The following is a 17,371-nucleotide window of genomic DNA, read 5'->3' on the forward strand; positions in this document are numbered from 1 at the left end:
AGGGCAAGGGCGGCACCGGCGGATGCCACGGCCTCGAAAATGCCGTTCATGTCCTTTTCAAGCGATGAGCCCTTGCCCGCCGCAAAAAAGGTTTTCGCCGATTCCGCCGTGGACTGGAATTGCAACCCCAATCGGTTGCTCACGTCATAGAGATAGGAAAGCTGCTGCTGTGCTGCGGACGACGAGCCGGTGATCGTCGTGTAGGCTTTGGAGAGTCGATCGGCTTGAAGCGCGGCTTCAAGGCACGCCTGCCCGCCGAAAGCCACGGCGGCGGCAAAGGCGAGCATGGCGGCTTTTGACAAACCGAGGCCGTTCGACAGTGTCGCCAGCGCCCCGCGCGTGTCGCCAAGCTCGGCGCGGAATTTCGCAAGCTGGAGCGTGGAAAGGTTGGCATCGGCGGCGAGCTGCTGAAAAGCCCGTTCGCGCTCAACCTGCTGCATGGCGCGGGCGAGCTTTTGCGCGTGCAAGCTTGACGTATTGAGCTTGACGCCCATTGCGCCAAGGTCTGACGCGATTTTGTCGAACTTCGCCGTGCTGGCGAACTTCGAGACGGAGCCGAGCCCTTCGGCGGCTTTCTTCGCCGACGCGCCGACGCCGGAGAGCTTTTGCCCGGCGGCACCGGCGGCCTGCCCGGCGGCCCCAAGACCGGCACCCGTGGACTTCCCGGCGGCCCCGAGCTGCTCAAGCCCCTGTGCGGCGACCCCGGCGGGCTGCGCCGTCCCGCCGAGGTCCGCCTGGATCTTCTTCAAGGAAGCGTCGACGGCGGCAAGGTCGCGGGCCGCTTCCTGCGTACCGTCCGCGCGGACTTCAATGCCTACCGTCGTTGTATTGCCTGTCATCGCTTTCCCTTGCTTTTGTCGCGTCGTTCCGTTTCTTTGGCATAGGCGGACAGAAAGGCCGCATCCATGCTGCGCAGCGTCAAAACTTCATATGGGGAGAGAGGGGCGGACGTGAGCCGTGCCCATGCTTCCATGTCCGACCATGACAACGCCGTGGGGCCGAAGCCGTTGTTGCCGCGTCCGCCGCAAAGTTCCTGAAAGAAGAACCAGAGATACAACCCGTCTTCGGGAATAGGTATTTCCTCGTCTTCAAGAGAGATTTCAGGGTAGCCGAGCTCCTCCGGCGTCTTCCCCGTCTGCCTGCACGCCTCAAGGATATGATCGCGCTGAGACGCGCCGTCCGCTCCGGTCATAATCCGGGACACCCACAAGCGGACGGCTTCGCACAGCGCCTCGGTCAGTCCTGCAAATAGACCGAGCGGTCGCTGACGAACTGGTCAACTTGCTCGCGTAGCCACGGGAACCGGGTGTACAGTGTGATCGCGTTGTCGCGGCTGCACGGGAGGGGCGCGCCGTCAACAACGACGCCCTTCCAGCCGAGCGTGCAGGCGGCGAGCACTTCGATGCCTTCCGCCTCGAATTTCTCGGGATCAAGAGCCCGGTTGCGGAAACCCTTCGTATTGCTCAAGCGGCGCTTGGCGATTGTGGCCGTGGCCTTGCGGTGAATGGCGGAATCGGCACCGGCAAGCATGATAAAGACGCCCACGGGCTCATTGGTGACGGGGTCAAGCACTTCGAGCTCTGCGCCAACTTCGGCCCTGGCTGCAACGTCGCGGGTGGCGAAGTCAAAGGCGGCGGGAGCGGCAACGGTGTTTTCAACGGCGGTGGATCCGGTGGTTTTGGTCATGGCTCTATCCTTAAAATATGGATAAAAGGTTACGCGCCGGGTTCAGCGGGCACGGTGCGGGTGATCTGGAAGTTGGTGCCGAGGGTCGGATCAAGCGCGGCGGACCACGGGACATTGAGCTGGATCGGACCTTCGGACTGCACGGCGTCGTCAGCACCGGTCAGCGTGATGGAAGGGATGAGGAACGTGTACGAATACTCGCCGCGCTCAAGGGTAAATTCCAGCTTCACGCGGGAATCGTTGATGAAATACTCGGGAAGGTTCCCGTCGACGTAGAACGCCGAAAGTGTCCCGGTAAGCGTGCTGCGGCCCCAGCTCACGGCCTTCGCCGAACGGTCGAAAATCGCGTACTGCGGCTCAATCCCGTTGGCGAGGGTCAGATCGATGCCGGTCACGACGGCGATCGCCTGACTGTTGATCTTGAGCGAGCCCTTGAAGCTGTCGAACGGATCGGTTTCGCCAGCCGGTGTGGGGGACGCCGCGAGCGGCGTGGTGCCCCGCTCGCCGGAAAGCCCGACAATGGAGAGCGTGCCCGAAAGCATTTCATTAGGCTTCACCGAAAGCGAAAGCTGATTGACGAAACAGCCGGTATACGTGGCATACTGATTGATATTGGTAAACGCCCGCTCAAGTGTGAAGGCATGGACCGCGACACCGGCTTTCAGGACGTTTTCCGTCCAGTTTCCGGCAAGCGCGGCCTCAAGGAATACGTCGTACTCCTTTGCCCCGAACTCGAACGCGATATCTCCGGCGATCTTGTCCACGCCGGTACGGTGAAAGGGAATCTGACGATCCGGGCGCAGGGCGTTCGACGTGAACGTGTCGCGAGTGAGCGTCAGCGAGCAGGAATTATGGTTGAGCTCGGTCATGGCGGGCGACGCGGGCGTCGTTCCCGGCGTCGTCTCTTTTACGTACCGGAGCCCGTGTTTCGCACCGGATGCGATGGTGTACATGGTAACGTCCTTTAGGCTTGGAAGGCGTAAAAGCCCACGTTGACCACAGCCTCGGTCCGTTTGCCGTCACAAACGGGCGCGGACTTCCGGGGCGTGGTAATGGTGCCCGTGCCGGAATCAAAACGGATGTCATCCCCGCGCGGGAACCGGCGGGCAATCTGATCGGCAAGCGCGGCGGCAAGGGAATCCTCCCCGGCCTTGACCACCACCTTGATCTCGATCCGCCCGTCGATCTTGGTGAGGCCGTTCATACCGAGCGTGGCCTGTCTCTGGTTCTCGAAAACGACTTGCGCCCGCAGGTGCGAGGCATGGGGCGGCACGAACGGCTCGCCTTCCCAGCCAAGAGGCAGGGCAAGGGCGCGGGCGGCAAGCCGAACCTTGTCTTTCAACGTGTCATACAGATTCATTGGTATTCTCCGCTGGCGGTGTGAGTGTGAAGGCTTGTTCCCAAAGTACCGCCCACGCCCACGCACCTTTTCTTTCCAGCTCTTCATCGTCCAGAGGGGCAATGGATCGTATCTGGGCAAAAGACGTATCGGTGAGCCCGAACATCTGCCCGTGGATCGCGTGGACAACCTCGTCAACCACGGCAAGCCCGTCCATCTCCCGCTCTTCCTGTCCGGTACCGCCGTACATCACGACAATGGCGGCAAATTGTCCGTATACGTCAAGGTCAAACGAATCCGTTGACGCGGTGTTTTGCGCCGACAAGATCGTTATGAGGACCGTCGCCGGACCGAGAGACTCGCGCAAAACTTCGGCTGCGTCCGCCCCGCCGGATATAGCCCCGACGGTGACGTCCGGGAGAAGCAAGCCCAACTCCCGGATCGCCGCATCGCGTATTTCTACAAGGCTCGGCATTACCAGTCCCTCGTCCCGGCGTTGATTTCGACATCGTCCGCCGTTTCACCGGGTGCGGACCCGGCGCAGGGAAGCGATACGATACCCGACGCGACATCTTTGAGCCATGCTACGGTCGATTTGTACCGGGTGATAATCGGATCTTTTTCGGACACGTCGCCGCTTGTGAGCCTGTAGCGGACAATGTCCGCCGTCACCATCATGACCACGGGCGGCACGGGATCGGTGAGCGGCACGGCGTAACGGGAGGCGAGGTAGCTGTCCACTTCCGAGCTTGCGTAGCCGATCGCCGTTTCCAGCGCCTCCCGATCGATCGCGTTTCCCTTTTTCTTTGTGGAGAGCGTGATCACTTCACGCTCTCCGAAAAGGGAAACAAGGTCTTCAACGGTGGCGTACATTACGCAAGCCACGGACTGACGATAATGGTGGCCGCGTCAAACCAAATGTTGCTCGCGCCGTACTGATCGCGTTCCGCAATAAGGATTTCGCGGGCATCGGCCTGCAACGTTGGTGGAACGACAAGCAGTGTCCCGGCCTTGCCGCCGAAGCCAAGCCCGAGGGGCCGCCCGCCGTCGGCCTTGAAGCTTTGCATGGTCTCAAGGGCGATCTGGAAGTTGGCGGCGGTGAGATCGTCCGTGCAGCAAATGGCCTGCTGCCAGAAGCCGTACCCGCCGTTGCAGCGGTAGCGGATACCGAAGGGAAATTCGTCATAGTCAAAGACCGTGTTGTTCGCCGTGGACGTGATCGCCTCGATCTCCGGCTTGGTGCGCTCCTGAAAGATGAAGGGCTTCAAGGGGCGGGACACATCGAGCAGGTACCACGCGGTCTTGTCGGTAACGACGCTTTCGACAGCCGCAGGCCGGAGAAGATTCGAGGCGTTCACAACCGATCCCGTGCCGTCGACGTTGGGATAGACCGGGTGATCGGCGGCGAAGAATTTCTTGCCGTCGTAGCAGTCCGCGGTCCTCCCGGCGGCCAGGAGCCCGAAGACAATCTCGTCAGGGTGGGTAGCCGCCGCGTAGCCCATTTCACGGAACAGCGGCGCGTAGACATCAAGCGTGTCATCTTCAAAAGCCGTGCGGGGAATCTTGACGGACGCCTCGTACTTCTTGTTCGTGACCGAATAGCCGAATTCCTTCATACTTTTGTAGGCACGCTGTCCGGTCCACTCGGCGAGCTTCGGGAACTGGCCGAGCCAGCCGTAGGTGGTGGAGGCCGCCGTGGAGGCTACGAGGGTGGCGAGCTTCGCCCACTGGGAGGGAGCCGCCGCTTTTGCGTCTTCAAAGACCTTGCTGTAGCCCACCCGAAGCGAGTTGAGCAGCGAATTGGTGGCAATGGGCATCAGTTCTTCTCCTTCGCCTTGGCGGCGACAAAGTCTTCTTCGGAAATACCGGCGACCTTCGCGGCGTACCGATCTTCATCCGTCAGAGCGGCGGTGCGCGGCGTACCATCGGGAGGCGTGCCGCCGGTCTGCGTACCTTTCAGGGCGGCAATGGGCGGGGTGGAAGACGCAATATAGCTTTTGACGGCGTCCGGGTGGGTCTTCGCGGTGGCCTTCGCCCACGCTTCACAGGACTTCGGCAAGCGTCCGTCGGCAACTGCGGCGTCGATCTCGGCGGTGAGCCCGGCGAGGACGCCGTTGTCTTCCAGTTCCTTGACCCTTGCGGCCAGTTCCGTGTTTTTCTCCTGCGCGGCGGTGAGCATGGCGGCGGGAACGTACTTGGTGGGGTCCGGATCGGCGGCCTTCAATGCCGCAATCTCGGTATCCTTTTCGGACAGGGCCACGGCAAGCGCCTTGCCGTCCGGGAGCTTTTGAAGCTCCGTCAGCATAGCGTCTTCCGTCGCATCGGCGGCAAGGCCGAGCAGTCTGCACAACTTGTCGGCAAGCTCTTTCTTCATAGGAAGATCGTCCTCTGCCCGCGCGGCGACGGCGGCCATGCCGTCAAGGGCGGGGTAGTTTGTCAGGGCCGCGCTTTTCAGTTCGAGCACGGCCCCGGTTTCGGGGTCAAAAGAAAAAACGGGGGAAATGTAGCGGTACTCGTCTGCCTGAATGAACGCACGGGCCGCGTCCGTCCATTTGACCGTGGCATAGAGGCCGTCCGGCCCCGCCTCCAGCGACTCGATCCAGCCTGCCGCCGGAGCGGGTTTGCCGTTTTCGGCGGCGTTCATGGTCTGGTGCTCATAGTCCACAACAAGCGGCGTCTCCCGCGCCTGCCAGCGGGCAATCACGGAGGCGGCAATAATGGGAGTGATGGTCCACGCCTTGACCTTGACGCCCTTGAGCGTACCGGGCCTCCCGTCACGAGCGGAAAACTCGCCCATGGGGAAAAGCTGGATGCGTCCGGGCGCGGGGCCGCCCGCATCGGTCAAAACGCGGGCGGCGATGGAGGATGTGTATGCGGTACTCATAGCGTCAGAGTAGCAGGACGCGGGAGACGCGAAAGTTGACGTATGTCAGCGGGTGAAAAGGTGGGGGAACGGGTACGGACGGGAAAAGCGGGGGAGGAAAAAGAAGCGACGCGCGAATGAAGGCCGTTAGACCCCCGTTAGAAAATACGTGGAAAGAAAACGCGGGCCGTCATTCATCTTGAGACAAAAACGGCCCTGAAAACGGATTTTACGGCTTGAGGGCTTTTTGCAGGTCCCGGGTGATGGTGTCGAGCATATCCTGTATGTCCGTCGGGCTGACGCCGATGAACGGGCGGGCGGGGATAACCGATCCCGGATGATTGACGGATCGCCGGAATCCGATACCCGGAATCTTGAGCGCCTTGCCCTTTTTCGCCCGGATGATGCGCGGCCCGGTCTTGCCTCCGAATTGATGAATGGCAGCATAAGGGACGTTCGTACCGACAAGCGCGTAGCCGGGGCCGATCTCACGCACGGCATAAGGCCCCGCTGCGTTTGTGATGCTGCCCACGAGCAGGCCGCTATCCTGTAGCATGTTGGCAACGGATCGGCCTTTGTCTTCCCGCTGTTTTTGTCTTGCCGCCGACAGCGGTTGCCACGGCGTACCGGTTGCCGGGTCCGCCATCTTGTCAAAGGCACGGGCCGAAGCGTCAATCATGATTTCCGACAAGTCGCGCATGGTCGGCGTCGTGTCGGTCAGGGACGCGATCAGTCTGCCGAGGGCGGCGCGCAACGCTTCGTCGGATATGCTGATTTTGATAAGTTCGTTCATTGACTCCCCGGCTGTGAATGGGTATTTTAAGAAAAAGGCCGCTGTATTCCCGTAATCAGGCAACGGGCACTTCAATCTGTCATTTCAGGTTGCGGTGGTATACGGGTTCAAATCCCGTTGCAGCGGCCTCATTTTATGCGCGACAGCCCGATCCTGTCCCTTATGCTTTGACGTGTTGCCCTGTAAGCCGTCGCAAATCCATCATGTCTTCCCATTTTTTTCATGCGTTTTTCTTCTTTGGAAGGCATGTTGAGCGGCAAGAGAACGCACCAGTCGGGATCAGGGTCCGGCAAAACATAGAGCGCGTTGCCATGTTCCGAATCCCAATATATCGCCTCGGGATGAGAAAAGCTTTCCGCAAGTCCTTTATATTGCTCTACGGATAAGGCGGTTCCAGCTTCTTGATGTACTTGTCTTTTTGAATGCCCCAGTTTGTCGTCCGTCATAACGGCAATCCGGGCCGGGTCCAGCCCGGCGGCCTTGGCTGCGGCCACCACTTCCGGCTGCACAAGCCCCACCACCACGGCGTCGCCAGTCTTCCACTTCGAGGCCAGCTTTTCCTCTATCCATAGGCCGAAAGCCGCGTGTCGGGCCGGGGCGTTGTTGATAGCCTGCACAACTTCGGCATAGAGCGTATCGCTTTTGATAAGCTCCAGCTTTTGCGCCAGCTCGCAGTCAAGCTGATAGGTCGTATAGCCCGCGCTGTACGAAAACCCCGTGTCCGTCCAATGTGTGAGGCCACCCGGCCTTTCCTGCCAGCCCCACACTTCCCGGACAACCTGCTGGCTTTCCGGGGCGCGGGGATTGACGACAACCTCCCGGCTCACCATGCGGCCTTCGCCGCTTTCCGGTATCAACCCTTCACGTTCAAGCTGTACGTCCGAAAGCGCCCGTGTCCGACAGCGGCACCGCCAGCCGTTGGGCGGATAGTGCGTTTTCCAGAACGGATCGTCATAGCGAAAAACCTTACGGTGGAGCGCCCGGTGGTGCGGGCGGGTGCGGCTATCGAGAACCGCGATATACATCCACCACGGTCTTTCCTCGGCGTTGGCGAGCATGGCCCGGTAACGCCCGTACATGTAGGCGCTCTGAACGTTCTGAAAAAAGATCAGGGACAGGCGCGCCGGAAGATCCGGGCCTTTTTCCGTCACTTCGCCCGTTTTCGGGTTGATGCTCTGTCGCTTCCCGGTCCAGCCCTTCGCTCGCAGGATCGGGGCCAGATCGTCAATAAACATCTTTCCCGTCTTGCCGTTTTTGACGGCGTCAACCAAGCCTTTTTTGACGTCTTCCAGAAGATCAAGCCGGGTCATGCCGGACACGGTAACGGCCTTAGCCTGCGCTTCCTGCCAAATATCGTACCAATGCCGGGTTGGCGTAATACCCTTGCTCTCAAGGTAGGCCACGGCGTCGCGCGGCGGGAGCCCCAGCGCGTAGACGAGATCAGGCGTTTGCATCGGCCTCTTCCCGCGCGCTGGCTTCGCCGATGATGGTTGCGAGCATGATCGCTCGCGCCATAAGTTCTTGCAGCTTCGCCGTGTTCATCTTCGGATACAGATCGCCAAGACGCACCAAAAGATCGGCGGGCTCAATACCGTCCCGGATTTCATCAAAAAGGGGCGCGAGCAATTCGGCGGACGCCGCCGACAGAGCCGCGTCGGGAGCCATGCCGTCGATTATGGCCTGGTCCGGGAACGGGTCCGCCTTGCCGTCGTCGGCTCTGGCCTGCGCCGTCAGGGGCGCGGGCGGTTGCGGCACGGACGTTTCCTTCACGGACAACACCTTTTCCCCTTCTTCTGCCTGCGGAATTTTCAGCTTCTCATGCGCCCATGCCGCCGGGATATCCATCACGGACACCAGCTTCGGAAGCGCGTCGGCAAAGACCTTGATGTCTTCGGCCTGCCTTGTGTCGAACCGGAAGTACGGGAGCAACGCCGGATCGCTGACGCCGCAGTTCAGATAGGCCAGCGGCGCGAGGATTTGCCGGGTGATCGTCGCGGCGATCTGCGCGGCGTCGGACGTGAGGATGTCATGCCGTACCTCATTGTGAACTTCTCCAAGCGCATTGGTGGACGTTTTGCCGTCCGCCTGTGTGGTGAGCGTGCCGCCAAGAATGGCCTTGCTCATGCCTTGTTCACACCGGGTAACAAGAATGCCCGGGATGTCCTGCGTGGCGTTGGCGGGCGACTCGAAAAGAATCTCCATGCCCTGAGGAATAATGCCGGAAGCGTCCCGGCCCAAGTTCGCAAGGGCGGACCGGAGCGCGGCGCGGTCTTCGGCGGAACTTCCCGGCGGGTACTTGCCGAGCCGGAAAGGAAGGCCGTGAACCTGCGTATACAGTATCGCCGATTCCAGCGCATAGGCACGGATCAGGTACGCCCACGCCACGGTGCGGAAAAGCCCGACGCGCGGAAGCCAGCCGGATTTACTGCGGTGCGTATGAATGACCCAACCAAAGGGCCACAGTTCGGCCCCCTCGTAAGTTCCGTCCCGTAGCCGCAGCACGTTGCGGTTTTCCCGCATGACCTGAAACCAGCTTTGCGGGCGGTGATGGAATGCCGCCGGGATATGCAGCCCGCCGGTTTGCGTCCATTCGATTTCAAGGGCCGCGAAGCCGTGGCCTATGCCGTCCGCCAGATCCAGCAGCAAATCCGACGTGGTGGGCAACATGTCGAACTGTTCGCGCACGGCGGCGGCCACGGCTTCCGCCCGCTTATCCTTGGCGCGCCCCGGCAAAATCTCCCAGTCCAGTGTCAGCAAGGCCCGTTTGCGCTTGCCGATCTCGGCGGCAAGGTGCTCACAGCGGTCTTCCATATCGGCAAAAAGCACGTGCTGCTCGGTAATGTCGCCGTCGTCCGCCGCCTGCAAAATGGAGGACAGACGGGAAGGCGTCAGGCGGTTTGTCATGTTGCCCCACCGCTCAAGGTAGAGCATGGGCGTCAAGCCGCCGCCCGCCGTCGTCTGCTGCTCGGCGAGCGCCTTACGCTTGCGCGGGCGCGGTTTGGCCGGTCTTCTGAAAAGCATTATGTCCATCCTCCGAACGTATCAAAATCATCCATATCGTCGTCTTCACTGGGACGCACGCCCCACAGGCTTTGACGCGGCACCCGCTCGAATGCATCCCGCAGGGACACAAAACCGCCCACAGCCAGCCGCCAAAGCATTTCGAGCGCGTCCGGCCCGTCGTCGTGGTCGGCCTTGGGGAAGTGCCGCAACTGGTCGATCAAGGTCTGCTGTGACGTGTGCAGGCGGATGCGGCCCTGCGAGAAATACGGCTGCAACGTCTCAATCCTGAGTTGCTTGTCCGTGGAATTGATGATCGGGCGCACGGGCAGTGCGAGCCCGCGCGCGGCGGCCCGCTGCGCCAAAACGTCCGCAAAAAAGGCCTGAAACTGCACGGCTTCAACGGCCCAATTCAGGCAATGATACGCGCTGTGCAGCGCGATCACGTCTTCAATGATGCGATCCGGGTGACGTTTGCGGATACTCGCTTCCACCACGTCAAGCGTCATGGTGTCGCGCAACAGCCCGCCGACGAGGATCGCGGACGGGTCACGGCCCGCGCCGAGCTTGCCGAGAGACGGGTCAACGGCCCCGAACAGCAGCCAGTCGTGGGAACGGTCGACCCAGAACGTGATGCAGGAGGCAAACGGCGCGTCGTCCCCGGACAGCGGATCGTTCTGCTGCTCGGAATCAAAAGCCGCGTGGGAGTCGGCGCGCTTCGTCATAAGCTGATACAGCGGGCGGCCCGCAGGCCACGAGACGATCGCGCCGCGCTCCATGTCGTTTTGATGGAGATCGTAAAAGGCGCGGGCTGCAACGGGGCCGTCGGCGTGCAAAATGGCTTCCCACTTGTCCCACAGGTCAAGGCATTCCGGCCACTGGACGATGGAACGGAACCGTTTTGACTGCCACGTGGGCTTGTCCAGCGTCCGAGCCAGCACGGAATCGTAATGCAGGATCGTGCCCACATAGACCACGTCCATACTCCCGTCGGCGGCCCCGAGGTTGAGCACGGTCTTTTGCAGCCAGTCTTGCAGCTTGTCCCGCTGCTCGGGCTTGGCGACGTTCTCGTCGTTTTCCAGATCATCCAGAATCACAAGGTCCGGGCGGTATGGGCCATGACGCAGGCCGCGCATACGCTTGCCCGCGCCGAGAGCTTGGAGCTTCACGTTTTGGGCGGTCAAAATGGTGCCGACGTTCCAGACGCGCCCGCGCCCTGTTTCGGCGGGGAAGTCCATAGCAAGGCGCGGGTTGCCGTCCAGTTCCGCCTTGACCGCCTCCAAGAGAATCGCGGCCTGCTCCAGCGCGTCGGCAATGATCAGAATGTACCTCTTGCGCCCCGTCAGCACGCACCACAGCACGAAAAACAGGGAGATAAATGTGCTTTTCGCTTCACCGCGCGGGGCGGCAAGGGCGATATGCTGGCCTTCGCGGGTTTCGGCCATGCGCGGCAAGGCGGCGTCAAGCCATGTATGCAGCGCGCTGTCGCCCGCGATCGTGCAATAGTGCGGAAAGTACGTGCGCCGAAAAAAAGTGAAATCGGCAAGCGCCCGTTTCCGGCGCTCTGCGGAAGCCTTGGGATCGGACGGGAACCCCTCGCAATCAGCTTCGATCTGTTGTTGCAGGGCGGCGGCAATGTCGGCGATCGCGTACTGAAAATGTTTTGCCGAGAGCTTTTTCATTAGCCAAGCTCCTTGGCGATAAGCGCCCCGAACGGCTCCAGCACCTCAAGCAAAGCCGGGGCGTGCTGCGGGAAACGTTGGCTCGTAAAGTCGACCAGCTTGCGGATAATGCCGAGCGCGGTAGCAAGTTCGTCAGTTTCGGGCAGGATGCGCTTGCTGGCGGCGATGGTCTTGGCGAATGAGTCGGCAAGGGAAGACAGCGCCTCTACTTTTTCGGCGGGCGGCATGTCTTCATCCTTGCCGATCCGCTCCATGAGCGTCCTGTGCTGCAACACGTAGTCGTTCAGCATCTGGCGGGCCACGGCTTCCATGCCCTCGCCCGCCAGACTTGACGCCGCCTTGACCTTATCCCAATCGTCATCTTCGGCTTTTTGCGCGTCGGCCTTCCAGCGCCGGGCCGTACCGATGGAAATACCGACAAGGGCGGCGGCCTCCTCAAGGGACAGCGCCTTGTAGCAGTATGCCGAGCGCAGGGCCATGCGTTTGCTTTTCGGATGGGCCATTACGCGCGTACCCCAAGAATAAGTTGAGCATAGACAAGGGCCACGGCGACGACGGCCCCGGAAAGCCCACCGGAAACCACGCTGTTCGCGGCGGCATGTTCCTGCCCGTTTTCAACCGTGGCCGCCAGCGCATCAACCTTCTTTTCAATGCGGGCCAGCGCCTGCAACACCTCGTTATCATGCTTGCTTTCCATGACTTCCCCCTGAGCGTACCGAGTCGGCGACGCGATCAAGCTTGTCGTCCACCCGCTCCAGCCCCGCAAGGATCTGCCCGGTCCGTTCCCGGCAATCCTCGCGCGGCACATAGTTCTTGTGCATTTCTTCAACAATGCGGCATTGATTCTCTTTCAGTTCGTCAACGCGGCCCTCAAGCCGGGTGCCCCAGTAGGCCAGCAAGCCGCATACCAGACTGAGAAGACCGATAATCACCGTCTGCGCGTCCATCGTCACGGCGACACCACCCTCGCCAGCGTACCGAGCTGGATTTCAAGCCCCCGGCAATACCCGCCATAGTCCCGGACGTGGGCAAGTACATCTTCAGGAGTCGCTAGTGCGTCGCCGCGTACCCCGGTTCCAGCGGGTCCGGTCTGTCCGGGAGGCGCAGCAGTTCCGGCGGGATCGGCGTCCTGACTTCCGGGGCCACCACCGGAACCGGCAAGGCCGAGGGCTTCGTTGTAGAGGCGCACCCAGTCACGAGATAAACCAGCGCAATTATGGCGAGCGGCAACAGCCACCTTTTGCAAACGCGCATCAAAAGTTTGACGCTCTTTTGCCAGCTTTTTGCGGGCGTCTGAAAGCTCGGCGGATAATGCGGCCACGCGGGCCGTTTCTTTTTCCAGCTTTTCGCGGGCCGCCCGCTCGGCTGCTGCAACCGCATCGGCGCGGGCTTTATCTTTTTGCGATACTTCCTCGGCCAAAACAGCGATCCGCGCCTCATAGCGGGCCTCCTGCAATTCGAGCTTGCCGTACAAATGGACGATCCAACCGCTTGCAACGAGAAGGGCCGCGCCGATGAGCGCGAAGACACGACTACTCACAGCGCACCTCCTTTGCCGCTTCTTCCATTCGGCGGCAGGCCACATCGAACCAGCGCACATCCTTTTCGACACCTATAAAGCGTCGCTTCGCATTCAGGGCCGCGACGCCGGTTGTGCCGCTGCCCATAAAAGGGTCAAGGACAATCTGGCCTTCGCTCGTATACGTGCGTACCAGCCAGTCCATCAGCTCGACGGGCTTTCCCGTGGGGTGCCAGCTTTTGCCGCCGTGCCCCTTGCAGCGGATGACGCTTCGGGGATAGCGCAGGCCGTCCGCGTTTTCCGTAGTGGCGTTGCGCGCGTAGTTGTACACGACGGCGGCTTCACCTCCGCGCCTCTTTACATAGGGCTCGCCACAAGTTTTTTGAGGGTGGTATTCCGGGGGCTTTCGGTAAAACACCGCGATCAGCTCATGTGCCCGGAGCGGTTTCCTGTTCGCATCCAGAAAACCCGTGGCAGGGCCTTTTTCATAGACCAGATCATAGCGGAAGAAAGGGCGGTTGCTGTTCACCACATCAACCCAAAACGTCCCGATACCAAAAACAGCCACAACGGCGTTTTCTTTTGTAACCGGAGCTATCTTTTTCCAGAACGCAGCCATGCTTGCGGGGATGGAGTCCCATGCGCATTTCGTCTTTCCGTAGGGTGGATCGGTCAGCACGGCGTCAATGCCGGGCGGGAGCTCAACGTCAAGATAGTCGGTATGGTACAGCGTGGCGTTGCCGATATGCTCAATCCTCACAGCTCACCCCCGGCCCCCAACCGGCCTTTACGTAAGCGGCCTGACGCTCAAAGATGAAGAAAACGTACCGCTGGTTCTCCCGCTTCGCTGATGCCCGGCGGCCAGCGTTGACCGTCTCGACGCTTCCGAAATACCGATCGGGATCAAGGCCGCGCCTGGTGGCAAGGTTACGGTCCCGGTTTGTCCAGCCCATGCCGCCGTTGTATGCGGACAAGGCAAAGGCCATGCGGTCACAGGGCGTCAGTGTCTTCTTTTGCGTGCCCTTCGCCGCCAGCCGATCCCACAGGTACTTGTCATAAGTGACGCACGCCCGGAGCGCCCAGCCGGGGTTGAACGGTGCGGGCGCGCCTACTTCCGGGGCAACGGTCGGGAGCCATTTCGCGGTGGACGGCATGAACTGCGCCAAGCCTTGCGCGCCCGCCGACGACACTGTGTCGTTCTTCCACCAACTCTCGGTGTGAATTTGCGCCGCAAAGACAGACACGGGCGCGTCCAGTCCCCACACGACGCGGGAAGCACGGATCAGCGTGTCGCGGTGCTGATAGGCGGCGCGGGGGATGGTGACGGTTTCGGCCTGTGCCGCGCCCGCGAACGTCGCGCAGATGCCCAAGAACAAGACTGCGGCGAGCAGCACGCCAAGCCCGAATGCTACGCCGGTAAACAGCCATTCCAGAAAGGCCATGCCCCATTTTTTCAAGACGGCGCGCATGGCTACAGCCCCAAGGAAACGGCAAGCACAAAGACGGTCACCATAGCCACACGGCGCAGGCAGGCGGCGATAAAGAGCAGTCTACAGTAGCGGGCCACGGGATAATCCGCCTCATGCGGGCGATCCGCGTCGGGCGTCTTGCGCCAATCATCGTCAAGGTAGGAATCGGGCGAGGCGTAAGGGAACGCCGCTATGTCGAAAAAGACGGCGATCACGGCGGCAAGCATACCGAGCGAGAGTTTATAGCGGACGATCGGGAACTGTTCCGGCGAGCAGAAAGCCACAAGGCCGGTCACAAAAAGCGCCAGAACGGCGAAAAAAAAGAATTGGAAGCGCGGATTGAGCAGTTTTGCAAAGATCTTCATCTGAAACCCCTTATGGCTTGCGGGATTCCAGAAAGAGGAATCCCCGGTTACTGGTAAGCTACCAGTGCCGGGGATTTGCGAAAGCCGACGTGTGTCAGCGGGTGGGATTGGCGGGAAACGGTCATAACAGCCGCCCTTGCCGTTGTAGCGGAAAAAGAGAGGTTTTCTCTTCAGGGACACGGTGAAGCACGCGCCAAACGTGTCTATCGGAAAGATGATATTTAAGGGCAAGTCCCGTCACGATCTCACGTTCGGACAATCCCGCGCGGGCCATTGCGTCCCGATCCCTGATAAGGGCCGCGTCGCGTTCATCGGCGGCGGCCTGCCTGCACGTGGGGATGTAAAGATTCGTTCCGGCGTATTCCCGGCACAGGGCCTTTGCCGCATCCTCCCCGATCATATCGCACAGCCTCCTGTAACGGGCCTCGCCGACGGGCGTCAGCCGCATGGGCACGGGGATCGTCGTCCCGCCGAGAGCCCTTATGAGGCGCAGGGTCACGGCGGGACCAAGGCGATCGATGATGTCGCGGGCATTGCGGGGCAGGCGCGCGTCAGACATTACGCCCTCCCTTGCGCCCGCTGGTGCTTGACCAGAGCCGTAATCACGCCACCGAGCTGCTCGCCGTCGAGCCACGGAATGCGCACTCCATACATCTTTTCCGCGATGGATTCGACATATGCCCATGACTTTTTGGTGTCGATGCGCAGCGCGTTGATCTTGCCGAGCAACGCCTCAAACTCCGGGCGCACCTTCGGCCCCTTCGGGCGGCTGTCTTTCCATCCGCGCTTGCGCAAGGCCGCGACGAGCATCACAAGCTGGCGATCCGTACAGTCCGCCGAGGAGCGCTTGCCGGTCAGGTTTTGCAGCATGGCGCGGTACGTGTCGTCGTCAAGGCCAAGGTCTTTACGGGCGATATGCAATTTTGCCATGAGAGAACGTCTGGTTTCCATTTCAGCACCTCACAAGGTTGTCGACTGGGTGAAGCTCAACGCCGCCGTACACCATGACGGCGACATACCAAAGGCCGTCGGCGGCGCGGATGGGCGCGCTGGCTACGTAGCCCGCCCAGACGGGCGACGCGCCCGGTACGCCGCGCGGCACTTTGACGCGGGTCTTTACAGGAAGATCCGGCACGGTCACGGGCGTGATCTCGCCGCCCGCCGCGAACTCGGCGGCAAGGGCGGCGACTTCGCCGGGGCAGAGGAACAGCTTTCGATCACCCAGATCGTACCAGCGCCGATCGAGCCGAACCCGGAAGCGCCCGGCGGGGCCGCCGTGGTTTTCCGCCGGGGAAAGTTCAATCTTCATGCGGTTGGTGCCAAAACGTACACCAATAGAGCCACAGAAAATTTTATCTGGGCGTGTCATTGCGCGCGCCACGGTTTATTTTTAGGCAAAGATGCGACAGGTGCCGCACTGTTCAGGGCGTCGCAACATACCTTGACCATCTTCTCGGCGGCGTCCGGGGCGTCCTTATCAATAAAGAAAGCCGCCGCAATGCGATTCTTTGCCGTGTCTTGAATGGCGGGAATGCCAGCGCCGGAGCGGGTGGGGATGAAACGGGGCATATATCCTCCTGCTGTTGCTTGTGCTCGTCAGGCCGGAAATCATCCGGCGACGGCCCGCGCAGGGCCGTTTCGCGTGGTTATCTGGCTAAAAGCCTGTCTATCTTTTTTTCTATGATATCCTGCTCGTCGATGAGCTTCTTCATCTTTTTCCTCCATACACAATATTCTTCTATGTCTCCTTCCGGTTGTGCGTTTGCGAGTATATACCGCTGCTCGCTGAGTTCCTCGTCGCGTTTCATGAGCATTTTAAACTGTCTGTCCCTATGTATCTCTTTGCATTCAGAGACAACGGAATCCACGCGTAAAAACAGGCCGACAGAGAGAAAAGCCTCTATGATGACTTCTTTGGGAAACGTCCGGAGCCTTCTTACGGCTTCACTCTCCGTCGACGCGGGCGAGAGAGTACGGGATGCTGACGTCATGCTTCCTCCTTTTTACCGTCACCCCCGGAGAACGATGTTGCTCCATAGAAGTAGATTATTCCATCGGACGTTTTCATGCGGATACTTTCAATCTGAACGTGGGGATCGTAATCTTCCTGCAACTCCTCAATAAACTCTGCAACGGTCATAACGTCTCCTTTTTGCTTGTGCTCGTCAGGCCGGAAATCATCCGGCGACGGCCCGCGTAGGGCCGTTTCGCTTAGTTCATCTTTACATGCTTCACGCGGTCTTTCACTTCCGCGCGTTTGGCGTTGTTGAACCGATCCACCGTGCCCACAAGGTAGCCGGTGATCCGGCGGATACGCTCGAACTTGACGCCTTCGCCGACAATCAGCTTGCCGTCGCGCCTTGTGACGGGCATATGGTCAATCAATTCCATTTTCCATCCTTACTTATAACAGTAACTTCAAGCGACACGGACAGGCCCTTTGTTTCGTGGTAGTCCTTCAACATAGCAGGCATATCTCTTTCCATGCCGTCAACAAAGCCACTCAGGAAAGCGCTAACTACCGGAATCGTAGACGCTGTGACCTTGACCGTATCAGTAAGCATCTGGTGCATAAGCGACAGGCCGTCCGCAAACCCTACGAGCATCCCACTCTCGAAGTCGGGACTTAGCAATTCATTCTCACCCTTAGACATG

At 60.5% G+C, this 17,371-nt stretch carries 27 protein-coding genes, 2 other RNA genes and 1 pseudogene; all 30 read right to left on the reverse strand.

The features are described from left to right. Nucleotides 1–839: pseudogene (locus tag T370_RS0117555) on the reverse strand (hypothetical protein); the annotation flags it as partial. Beyond that, on the reverse strand, nucleotides 836–1,192 hold the full coding sequence (locus tag T370_RS23780; protein ID WP_051643885.1) for a phage tail assembly chaperone: 357 nt from the start codon (nucleotides 1,190–1,192) through the stop codon (nucleotides 836–838). The gene T370_RS23780 and the pseudogene T370_RS0117555, both read right to left, overlap by 4 nt. A gap of 44 nt (nucleotides 1,193–1,236) precedes the next feature. After that, entirely contained in the window at nucleotides 1,237–1,686 is a 450-nt protein-coding gene (locus T370_RS0117565; protein WP_029436499.1) for a hypothetical protein, read from the reverse strand. 29 nt (nucleotides 1,687–1,715) lie between these two features. Beyond that, nucleotides 1,716–2,639, reverse strand: a complete 924-nt coding sequence (locus T370_RS0117570; protein WP_029436500.1) for a phage tail tube protein — start codon at nucleotides 2,637–2,639, stop codon at nucleotides 1,716–1,718. 11 nt (nucleotides 2,640–2,650) lie between these two features. Further along, entirely contained in the window at nucleotides 2,651–3,046 is a 396-nt protein-coding gene (locus tag T370_RS0117575; RefSeq protein WP_029436501.1) for a phage tail terminator-like protein, read from the reverse strand. Continuing rightward, nucleotides 3,033–3,500, reverse strand: coding sequence for a hypothetical protein (locus T370_RS25400; RefSeq protein ID WP_029436502.1), 468 nt, complete (start codon nucleotides 3,498–3,500; stop codon nucleotides 3,033–3,035). Before T370_RS25400 ends, T370_RS0117575 begins: the two co-directional genes overlap by 14 nt. Then, the gene (locus T370_RS0117585; protein ID WP_029436503.1) at nucleotides 3,500–3,898 is read right to left on the reverse strand and encodes a gp436 family protein; all 399 of its coding nucleotides are present in this window, start codon (nucleotides 3,896–3,898) and stop codon (nucleotides 3,500–3,502) included. Before T370_RS0117585 ends, T370_RS25400 begins: the two co-directional genes overlap by 1 nt. Further along, nucleotides 3,898–4,842: a Mu-like prophage major head subunit gpT family protein gene (locus tag T370_RS0117590; RefSeq protein WP_029436504.1), complete on the reverse strand. Its 945-nt coding sequence runs from the start codon at nucleotides 4,840–4,842 to the stop codon at nucleotides 3,898–3,900. The genes T370_RS0117585 and T370_RS0117590 overlap by 1 nt, the downstream gene beginning before the upstream one ends. Then, nucleotides 4,842–5,909, reverse strand: a complete 1,068-nt coding sequence (locus tag T370_RS0117595; RefSeq protein WP_029436505.1) for a phage protease — start codon at nucleotides 5,907–5,909, stop codon at nucleotides 4,842–4,844. Before T370_RS0117595 ends, T370_RS0117590 begins: the two co-directional genes overlap by 1 nt. 208 nt (nucleotides 5,910–6,117) lie before the next feature. Then, nucleotides 6,118–6,681, reverse strand: coding sequence for a phage virion morphogenesis protein (locus tag T370_RS23785; RefSeq protein WP_051643886.1), 564 nt, complete (start codon nucleotides 6,679–6,681; stop codon nucleotides 6,118–6,120). A 128-nt stretch (nucleotides 6,682–6,809) separates the two neighbouring features. Then, nucleotides 6,810–8,135, reverse strand: coding sequence for a phage head morphogenesis protein (locus tag T370_RS23790; RefSeq protein ID WP_051643887.1), 1,326 nt, complete (start codon nucleotides 8,133–8,135; stop codon nucleotides 6,810–6,812). Then, nucleotides 8,122–9,702: a DUF935 domain-containing protein gene (locus tag T370_RS0117610; protein ID WP_051643888.1), complete on the reverse strand. Its 1,581-nt coding sequence runs from the start codon at nucleotides 9,700–9,702 to the stop codon at nucleotides 8,122–8,124. Before T370_RS0117610 ends, T370_RS23790 begins: the two co-directional genes overlap by 14 nt. Continuing rightward, nucleotides 9,702–11,363: a phage terminase large subunit gene (gene terL, locus T370_RS0117615; RefSeq protein WP_029436509.1), complete on the reverse strand. Its 1,662-nt coding sequence runs from the start codon at nucleotides 11,361–11,363 to the stop codon at nucleotides 9,702–9,704. Before terL ends, T370_RS0117610 begins: the two co-directional genes overlap by 1 nt. Further along, on the reverse strand, nucleotides 11,363–11,866 hold the full coding sequence (locus T370_RS0117620) for a DUF1804 family protein (RefSeq protein ID WP_029436510.1): 504 nt from the start codon (nucleotides 11,864–11,866) through the stop codon (nucleotides 11,363–11,365). The genes terL and T370_RS0117620 overlap by 1 nt, the downstream gene beginning before the upstream one ends. After that, a complete protein-coding gene (locus tag T370_RS0117625; RefSeq protein WP_029436511.1) occupies nucleotides 11,866–12,060 on the reverse strand; it encodes a hypothetical protein in 195 nt (64 codons plus the stop codon). Before T370_RS0117625 ends, T370_RS0117620 begins: the two co-directional genes overlap by 1 nt. After that, nucleotides 12,044–12,310 carry a hypothetical protein gene (locus T370_RS0117630; RefSeq protein WP_029436512.1) on the reverse strand — a complete coding sequence of 89 codons (267 nt, stop codon included), beginning with the start codon at nucleotides 12,308–12,310 and terminating at the stop codon, nucleotides 12,044–12,046. The genes T370_RS0117625 and T370_RS0117630 overlap by 17 nt, the downstream gene beginning before the upstream one ends. A 2-nt stretch (nucleotides 12,311–12,312) precedes the next feature. Continuing rightward, complete coding sequence (locus T370_RS0117635) at nucleotides 12,313–12,903, reverse strand: hypothetical protein (RefSeq protein ID WP_029436513.1); 591 nt, start codon at nucleotides 12,901–12,903, stop codon at nucleotides 12,313–12,315. Then, on the reverse strand, nucleotides 12,896–13,642 hold the full coding sequence (locus T370_RS0117640; RefSeq protein ID WP_051643889.1) for a DNA-methyltransferase: 747 nt from the start codon (nucleotides 13,640–13,642) through the stop codon (nucleotides 12,896–12,898). Before T370_RS0117640 ends, T370_RS0117635 begins: the two co-directional genes overlap by 8 nt. Next, nucleotides 13,632–14,351 (reverse strand): transglycosylase SLT domain-containing protein, encoded by a 720-nt coding sequence (locus T370_RS23065; protein ID WP_034506937.1) that lies wholly within the window; start codon nucleotides 14,349–14,351, stop codon nucleotides 13,632–13,634. The genes T370_RS0117640 and T370_RS23065 overlap by 11 nt, the downstream gene beginning before the upstream one ends. A gap of 2 nt (nucleotides 14,352–14,353) precedes the next feature. Beyond that, nucleotides 14,354–14,716 (reverse strand): putative holin, encoded by a 363-nt coding sequence (locus tag T370_RS0117650; protein WP_029436516.1) that lies wholly within the window; start codon nucleotides 14,714–14,716, stop codon nucleotides 14,354–14,356. A 121-nt stretch (nucleotides 14,717–14,837) separates the two neighbouring features. Next, a complete protein-coding gene (locus T370_RS0117655; RefSeq protein ID WP_051643890.1) occupies nucleotides 14,838–15,275 on the reverse strand; it encodes a Mor transcription activator family protein in 438 nt (145 codons plus the stop codon). Beyond that, complete coding sequence (locus T370_RS0117660; protein WP_029436518.1) at nucleotides 15,275–15,667, reverse strand: gp16 family protein; 393 nt, start codon at nucleotides 15,665–15,667, stop codon at nucleotides 15,275–15,277. The genes T370_RS0117655 and T370_RS0117660 overlap by 1 nt, the downstream gene beginning before the upstream one ends. 1 nt (nucleotide 15,668) lies before the next feature. Further along, nucleotides 15,669–16,025, reverse strand: coding sequence for a hypothetical protein (locus T370_RS23795; RefSeq protein ID WP_051643891.1), 357 nt, complete (start codon nucleotides 16,023–16,025; stop codon nucleotides 15,669–15,671). 56 nt (nucleotides 16,026–16,081) lie between these two features. Next, a complete protein-coding gene (locus T370_RS0117670; RefSeq protein ID WP_029436520.1) occupies nucleotides 16,082–16,285 on the reverse strand; it encodes a hypothetical protein in 204 nt (67 codons plus the stop codon). A 14-nt stretch (nucleotides 16,286–16,299) separates the two neighbouring features. Next, an RNA gene (locus T370_RS26335) (hammerhead ribozyme type II) lies at nucleotides 16,300–16,360 on the reverse strand. A 2-nt stretch (nucleotides 16,361–16,362) separates the two neighbouring features. Next, nucleotides 16,363–16,707 carry a hypothetical protein gene (locus T370_RS0117675; protein WP_029436521.1) on the reverse strand — a complete coding sequence of 115 codons (345 nt, stop codon included), beginning with the start codon at nucleotides 16,705–16,707 and terminating at the stop codon, nucleotides 16,363–16,365. After that, on the reverse strand, nucleotides 16,704–16,856 hold the full coding sequence (locus T370_RS25185) for a hypothetical protein (RefSeq protein ID WP_156034457.1): 153 nt from the start codon (nucleotides 16,854–16,856) through the stop codon (nucleotides 16,704–16,706). The genes T370_RS0117675 and T370_RS25185 overlap by 4 nt, the downstream gene beginning before the upstream one ends. A gap of 12 nt (nucleotides 16,857–16,868) precedes the next feature. Then, an RNA gene (locus T370_RS24560) (hammerhead ribozyme type II) lies at nucleotides 16,869–16,929 on the reverse strand. Next, nucleotides 16,928–17,107: an anaerobic ribonucleoside-triphosphate reductase gene (nrdD, locus tag T370_RS23070; protein ID WP_034506940.1), complete on the reverse strand. Its 180-nt coding sequence runs from the start codon at nucleotides 17,105–17,107 to the stop codon at nucleotides 16,928–16,930. The genes T370_RS24560 and nrdD overlap by 2 nt, the downstream gene beginning before the upstream one ends. Further along, nucleotides 17,098–17,371: hypothetical protein (locus tag T370_RS25740; protein ID WP_029436522.1), on the reverse strand; the 274-nt coding region annotated here is incomplete at its 5' end. The genes nrdD and T370_RS25740, both read right to left, overlap by 10 nt.

It is taken from the genome of Bilophila wadsworthia ATCC 49260 (assembly GCF_000701705.1).
GTDB classification, from domain to species: domain Bacteria; phylum Desulfobacterota; class Desulfovibrionia; order Desulfovibrionales; family Desulfovibrionaceae; genus Bilophila; species Bilophila wadsworthia.

Excerpts from the sequence above, each read along its gene's own strand:
- T370_RS0117570 (WP_029436500.1), bottom strand. The coding sequence starts at position 2,639 with ATGTACACCATCGCATCCGGTGCGAAACACGGGCTCCGGTACGTAAAA.
- nrdD (WP_034506940.1), bottom strand. The coding sequence starts at position 17,107 with ATGGAATTGATTGACCATATGCCCGTCACAAGGCGCGACGGCAAGCTG.
- T370_RS0117630 (WP_029436512.1), bottom strand. The coding sequence starts at position 12,310 with ATGGACGCGCAGACGGTGATTATCGGTCTTCTCAGTCTGGTATGCGGC.
- terL (WP_029436509.1), bottom strand. The coding sequence starts at position 11,363 with ATGAAAAAGCTCTCGGCAAAACATTTTCAGTACGCGATCGCCGACATT.
- T370_RS0117670 (WP_029436520.1), bottom strand. The coding sequence starts at position 16,285 with ATGCCCCGTTTCATCCCCACCCGCTCCGGCGCTGGCATTCCCGCCATT.
- T370_RS0117610 (WP_051643888.1), bottom strand. The coding sequence starts at position 9,702 with ATGCTTTTCAGAAGACCGGCCAAACCGCGCCCGCGCAAGCGTAAGGCG.
- T370_RS25185 (WP_156034457.1), bottom strand. The coding sequence starts at position 16,856 with ATGACCGTTGCAGAGTTTATTGAGGAGTTGCAGGAAGATTACGATCCC.
- T370_RS25400 (WP_029436502.1), bottom strand. The coding sequence starts at position 3,500 with ATGCCGAGCCTTGTAGAAATACGCGATGCGGCGATCCGGGAGTTGGGC.
- T370_RS0117650 (WP_029436516.1), bottom strand. The coding sequence starts at position 14,716 with ATGAAGATCTTTGCAAAACTGCTCAATCCGCGCTTCCAATTCTTTTTT.
- T370_RS0117595 (WP_029436505.1), bottom strand. The coding sequence starts at position 5,909 with ATGAGTACCGCATACACATCCTCCATCGCCGCCCGCGTTTTGACCGAT.
- T370_RS23790 (WP_051643887.1), bottom strand. The coding sequence starts at position 8,135 with ATGCAAACGCCTGATCTCGTCTACGCGCTGGGGCTCCCGCCGCGCGAC.
- T370_RS0117625 (WP_029436511.1), bottom strand. The coding sequence starts at position 12,060 with ATGGAAAGCAAGCATGATAACGAGGTGTTGCAGGCGCTGGCCCGCATT.
- T370_RS0117585 (WP_029436503.1), bottom strand. The coding sequence starts at position 3,898 with ATGTACGCCACCGTTGAAGACCTTGTTTCCCTTTTCGGAGAGCGTGAA.
- T370_RS23795 (WP_051643891.1), bottom strand. The coding sequence starts at position 16,025 with ATGAAGATTGAACTTTCCCCGGCGGAAAACCACGGCGGCCCCGCCGGG.
- T370_RS0117590 (WP_029436504.1), bottom strand. The coding sequence starts at position 4,842 with ATGCCCATTGCCACCAATTCGCTGCTCAACTCGCTTCGGGTGGGCTAC.
- T370_RS23065 (WP_034506937.1), bottom strand. The coding sequence starts at position 14,351 with ATGCGCGCCGTCTTGAAAAAATGGGGCATGGCCTTTCTGGAATGGCTG.
- T370_RS23785 (WP_051643886.1), bottom strand. The coding sequence starts at position 6,681 with ATGAACGAACTTATCAAAATCAGCATATCCGACGAAGCGTTGCGCGCC.
- T370_RS0117675 (WP_029436521.1), bottom strand. The coding sequence starts at position 16,707 with ATGACGTCAGCATCCCGTACTCTCTCGCCCGCGTCGACGGAGAGTGAA.
- T370_RS23780 (WP_051643885.1), bottom strand. The coding sequence starts at position 1,192 with ATGACCGGAGCGGACGGCGCGTCTCAGCGCGATCATATCCTTGAGGCG.
- T370_RS0117565 (WP_029436499.1), bottom strand. The coding sequence starts at position 1,686 with ATGACCAAAACCACCGGATCCACCGCCGTTGAAAACACCGTTGCCGCT.
- T370_RS0117655 (WP_051643890.1), bottom strand. The coding sequence starts at position 15,275 with ATGTCTGACGCGCGCCTGCCCCGCAATGCCCGCGACATCATCGATCGC.
- T370_RS0117660 (WP_029436518.1), bottom strand. The coding sequence starts at position 15,667 with ATGGAAACCAGACGTTCTCTCATGGCAAAATTGCATATCGCCCGTAAA.
- T370_RS0117575 (WP_029436501.1), bottom strand. The coding sequence starts at position 3,046 with ATGAATCTGTATGACACGTTGAAAGACAAGGTTCGGCTTGCCGCCCGC.
- T370_RS0117620 (WP_029436510.1), bottom strand. The coding sequence starts at position 11,866 with ATGGCCCATCCGAAAAGCAAACGCATGGCCCTGCGCTCGGCATACTGC.